Below are 4,782 nucleotides of genomic sequence, written 5' to 3'. Positions count from 1 at the left end.
CCTCCGACAAGGTTTTCGCCATGCCTTTCTGTCTCCACTCAGCAGGAAGGGTGAATCAGATCACCCCCGCGTCGGGGAAGCGCTTTCGCGAATCAGCTCGGGCGGAACGTGCTCTAGGCCACCGCACCAGCAGGAGGGGCGCGCCCCAATTCAAAGTGCCTTTCGGAACCTGCCCCGAAGAGCATTGGGATCGATGATGGACTGCGACGCCTAGGACTGCGGCGAGGTAAGAAGCTCTTGTTCGGTAGCGGCAGTGATGGCGCGCATCGAGCACGGAACGGTGCGGCAGTCGGGCTGTGCAGGCTTGAGCTTGATGGGACTCCTGGCGCTTCGCAGGGCATGGCAGCGTCTTTATTCTCACATCACATGCCTCATGGTTACCGCTGCGGCGCGTCCTCATCGTCCAGATCGAACAGCCCTCGCAGGAAGCCTGGCGTCACTGCGCTCAATGGGTTGATGTTGATGGAGGGGTCGCTGATTGGGCCGCTCGCCGTGAAAGCGGCCGAGAACAGCCCTCCGCCAGCCTCTGGACTGAACAGGCGTCCAACCAGCGGCAAGTGCCCAAGCAACGAGTTGATGATGTAGGCGGGCACGATCGTGCCGCGCAGGTCGAGCACATTCTCGTTGAGATTCACCTGCCCCGTTGCTGTGATCCCCAAGGAGGCCGAGAAAGCCCGCGCCTCGCCTATATCAATCACTCCTCCCGCGTAGCGGAAGGGAAGGTGGAGCTGTGCGAAGTTCAGTCCAGGTCCGCTGAGCGCGTCGAGCAGGCCGAAGACCGTGATAGCTTGGAGCAGCTTCGCCCCGGCAGGCGCGTCACGGAGCGCGAAATTCTCAAGTTCGGCTGTGCCAACGATCGGGCCACCGGGCCCACCCTCCTGCACAGCCGACAGGTTCAACTGCCCGCCCTCGACACGCACGCCGAGGCCGAAGGCGGCCAGGGCCGCCCCCGCGTCGGTGGCCTGCGCCTCGATGGCCCACCCGCCACCGGGACGCGGCGCGACCGCGGCCGACAAGCCTCCGGAGCCGCCGGAGTTCACGCGGGCGGAGCGCAGGTCCCCGCCCGCGGCGAAGCTCGCCTGGGCCGTGACCTCATGCAGCGGACCGAAATCGTTTGGAACGAGAACCTGATCGAACCGTGCCTCCAGTTCCACTGGCGGCAAGGATGACCCGCTTCCACCGCCCGCCCCGCCCCCTCCGCCCCCAAGGAAGGGGCGCAGGTCGAGCGAGGCGCCGCGCAGAGCGACCCGCCACCCCTCTGCCTGCTGCTCAAGCGTGGCGGAGAGATGAGTCTCGCCGAACCGCGCCTCTTCCACCTCGATCGGACCGTCGAGCCCCTCCGGCGCGCGGCCGCGAATGTGAAGCCCCGGCGCGTCGAGGGAGGCACTCTCGATGGATCCGATCCCACCATCCTCGAGGACCAGCGAAGCATCGGCCGCCGCTGCTGTCCCAGAAGGCTTCGCGTAACCGATCTGCGGCAGCGCGATCTCCGCAGCAGAAAGATCGGCGCGGATTCCCAGGCGGTCGCTCCCGTCGCCACCGTTGTAGTGCAGGGTCAGGCCGACCGGACCCTCGAGCATGGAGCCAGGGTCAAGGCCGAACTCGGTCATCCGTGCAGCCGCGACCCGCGTCGTCGCGGTAATCTGCAGCGCAGGACCTGGGCCAGCGAAAGCGAGGGCAAGGTTGCCGCGCAGCGAGATGTCGCCAAGGTGCGCGCGACCCTCGGCCTTCACCCCGTCCCCATCCACAGTCACCTCGAAATTGCCGTCATGGAGACCCCGGCCGAGCGCGACGTCGGGAAGGCGTAGGTCGGTGACCCGCGCGGAGACGTTGTAGGAGGGGTCGCGCGCCGCCGAAGGCCCGGCCAGCGGCACGGTGGCGCGGATTTCGGCGGCAATGCTTCCCGTCGGGTTGCGGATCGGCAGGCTGCGCCCCTCCAGCAAGCGGAGCCGCGGCTCGCGCAGCAGCGCCCAGAGGTCGGAAACAGGTCCAACGGCGCGCCCGCTGATCTCCGCCCGCGTCGGCCCCGCGCCAAGGCCGGTCAGCCGAAGCCGGGCTTCGGGTAGGCGCAGCCCAGACCCCTCTTGCTGTCCACCAGAAGCGATAACGACAATCGCCTCCGTCTCAAAGCGCGCCGTGCCGAACAGCCCCCGCACCGGCCGAAGGGCCGGGTGCCAGCGGATGCCAACCTCCTCCAGCGTCGCCTGCCCCTCCAGCGAGACGAGGCGCGCATCAGAGAGTTCGTCCTTTGCCGTGCCGACAAGGCGCCAGCGCCCGTTGCGGACAACACCACCGACCAGGTTCTCCGCGACCCAGGAGCGGGCTGCGGGAGCAAGACCCGTCGGCCACCACGTCTCCAGCGCGGCAAGCGGTGCGCGGTCGAGTTCGAGATCAGCCGTCGCGCGCCATGCCCCGGAGAGGAGACGTGCTTGGCCTTGCGCTGTGATGATTGGCCCGGTCTCTGCCTCCGTAGCAGATGGGGCCAGTGACACCATGAACTTCCGCAGATGCATCGCGCGACCTTCTGCGCCAACCTCGAGCCGCAGGGCGGAGAAGCGCACCGGCCCGGCGCCCTCCGGGTGCAAGGTGCCGGGCCCGGCCTCAATCACACCCTCCGCCACAAGTGGCACAAAATCTGGACCCAGGGTCGCATCCAGGGCGAGCGCCACCTCGCCCTCGAATGTGGGCAGCGCCCCCAGAGGAGCCAGCACGCGCTGTATCACCGCAGGGTCGAGCCGGGGCGCAGCGAGCGAAACACGAAGGCGCTCCAGCGTCCCATGGGCCGTGACGCGGACCGGCATGGGCTCACCGCCTGCCGCGAACGCCACTTCGGCCTCCGCTTCCACCGGCTGGGCAGGATCCCCGCGCGTCAGAGGAAACGTCGCCGTGATCTCCGTGGAGAAGCTTCCTGAGGGTTTGGAAGCCGAGGGCGCGCCGGGGAGAAGCAGCTCAAGCTGCGGGTCCCGCAGGAGGGCCCAGGCGTCGGACACCGACCCGACGATCCGTCCGGACACGGCCGCCCGCAATCCCTCGGAGCCTGGGTCAGCGAGGCGAAGCCGTACGGCCTCCAGGTGGATGTCGGTTCCGGCCTGGTGCCCCTCCGCCCCCGCAAGCACGACCGCCTCCCGAGAGAAGATCACCGTGCCGAACACGCCGTTCAGCGGCAACGCGCCAGGGTGCCACCGGAGGCCGACATTCGTCAGCTGAGCTTGGCCCGAGAGATCCTCAAGCCGGAACTCGGACAGGTCGTTCGCGGCGACGAGGGACAGGTGCCATGTCCCGTCCCGGATCTCCCCCGCGAGCAGGTTCTGTAAGGCCCGGTCTCGGGCAGCCGGGGCAAGCCCTTCGGGCCACCACGTTCCGAGGCCGGCGAGGTGGAGTTGCTCGAGCCCGATCTCCAATTCCGCGTGCCAAGCCCCGTCCGTGAGCTGCGCTGTACCTCCGGCGGTGAGAGTGGGTCCCGCTTCTGCCCCAGGGCCAGGCGGCAGACGCAGCATCAGGCTGCGAAGGCGAAGCCCACTTCCCTCGGCCGCGACCTCGGCACGCAGCCCAGCAATGGGGAGGTGGCCCACCTCCCCGAGCGGAAGTGCCGTCTCGCCAACCTCCAGCGTCGCCTCCGCCGTCCGGGGCATGAATTCACCGTCCAGCACGGCGCGGACGACCAGATCGGCCCTCGCCTCGCTTCCGGTTGAGCTTTCCGCAAAGCTCGGATGCAGGGCCCGGGCTAGCGCGCCGGCAGGCAGCTGAGGCGCAAGGAGTTCCAGGCGTAGCGCCCCGGCTTGGCCTTCGACGGTCAGGCGAAGCTGGGTGGTCTCGTCGCCAGCGGCAAGCTCAGCCTCCGCCTGTCCCGTCAAGGCACCTACAGGGCCGCGCGCAAGGTCCAATGCAACGTTCCGCAGCGCCAGCGGAGGCCCCGCCTCCTGAACAAACTCAACCCGGCCGTTCTGGATGGCGACGCGAGTCAGCTCGCGAAGCTCGGGCCCTGCGTCGCCATCACCGCGCGTCCGAGCCAGGCCGAGCCCTTCTGCCTGCAAGTCGAGCCTGAGGATCGGTTCGTGCAGGCTGACCTTGCGCGGGACGGCGCGGCCCGTGACCAGGGGCAGCGGCGCGAGGGCAAGGCGGGCCTCCGGAAGCCGCGCAAGCTCCTCGCCTTCCACTCCGAGCAGGCGGACACGCAAGAGGAGAACCTGCACCGGAGCCAGGCCGCCTTCACTCCACACCTTCCAACCGATCCGCACACCGCCAATTTCGATCCGCTGAGGGCCTACCGGATCGAGCGCCGATTCCATGTAGGGCAGCAGCGCAGGCATGGAGACAGGGCCTGCAGAGAGCCGCCAGATCAGGACGCCAAGAGCAAGGAGCAGGGCTGCCAGCGAGACGATGGCTGCACGCCGCAGGGTCGCCATGGCAGTCCGCTCCTTTTCGCACCCTGTCTGTCAGCCCTGCTGCCGCAGGGGAACAGCAATGAAGCTGCTGGCCTCGCCGCGCTGGATCTGCAGCGCGACCACAGGCCGCCCCGCCTGGCGCGCGGCCTCGACCGCCGCCACGACGTCGCCCGGTCCCTTGATCTCCTGGTTGCCGACACGAAGGATCACGTCGCCCGGCTGCAGGCCGCGCTCGGCCGCCGCACTCTCGGGCGCGACGCGCGTCACCGACGCGCCCTCGCCCCCGCCCTGCCGCGGCCCCAGGGCCAAGCCCAGCGCGCCCGCGCCCGGCTCGCGCGCCGGCCGCTGGCCACCGCGGGCGGCGACCTCGCGCCGGTCAGGCGGCGCACCCAGGCTG

At 69.3% G+C, this 4,782-nt stretch carries 2 protein-coding genes; both read right to left on the bottom strand.

The window, feature by feature from the left end; translation table 11 throughout:
* Positions 1-377: 377 nt before the first annotated feature.
* Positions 378-4,406, bottom strand: coding sequence for a YhdP family protein (locus tag OF850_RS23260; RefSeq protein ID WP_301592790.1), 4,029 nt, complete (start codon positions 4,404-4,406; stop codon positions 378-380).
* 30 nt (positions 4,407-4,436) lie between these two features.
* Positions 4,437-4,782, bottom strand: a 346-nt coding sequence (locus OF850_RS23255) for a PDZ domain-containing protein (RefSeq protein ID WP_301592788.1), incomplete at its 5' end; no start/stop codon positions are given.

The organism is Sabulicella glaciei (assembly GCF_026183895.1).
Classification (GTDB): Bacteria; Pseudomonadota; Alphaproteobacteria; order Acetobacterales; family Acetobacteraceae; genus Roseococcus; species Roseococcus glaciei.
Note: the sequence above shows the minus strand (reverse complement) of the source record. Positions and strands in the feature narration are given on the sequence as shown.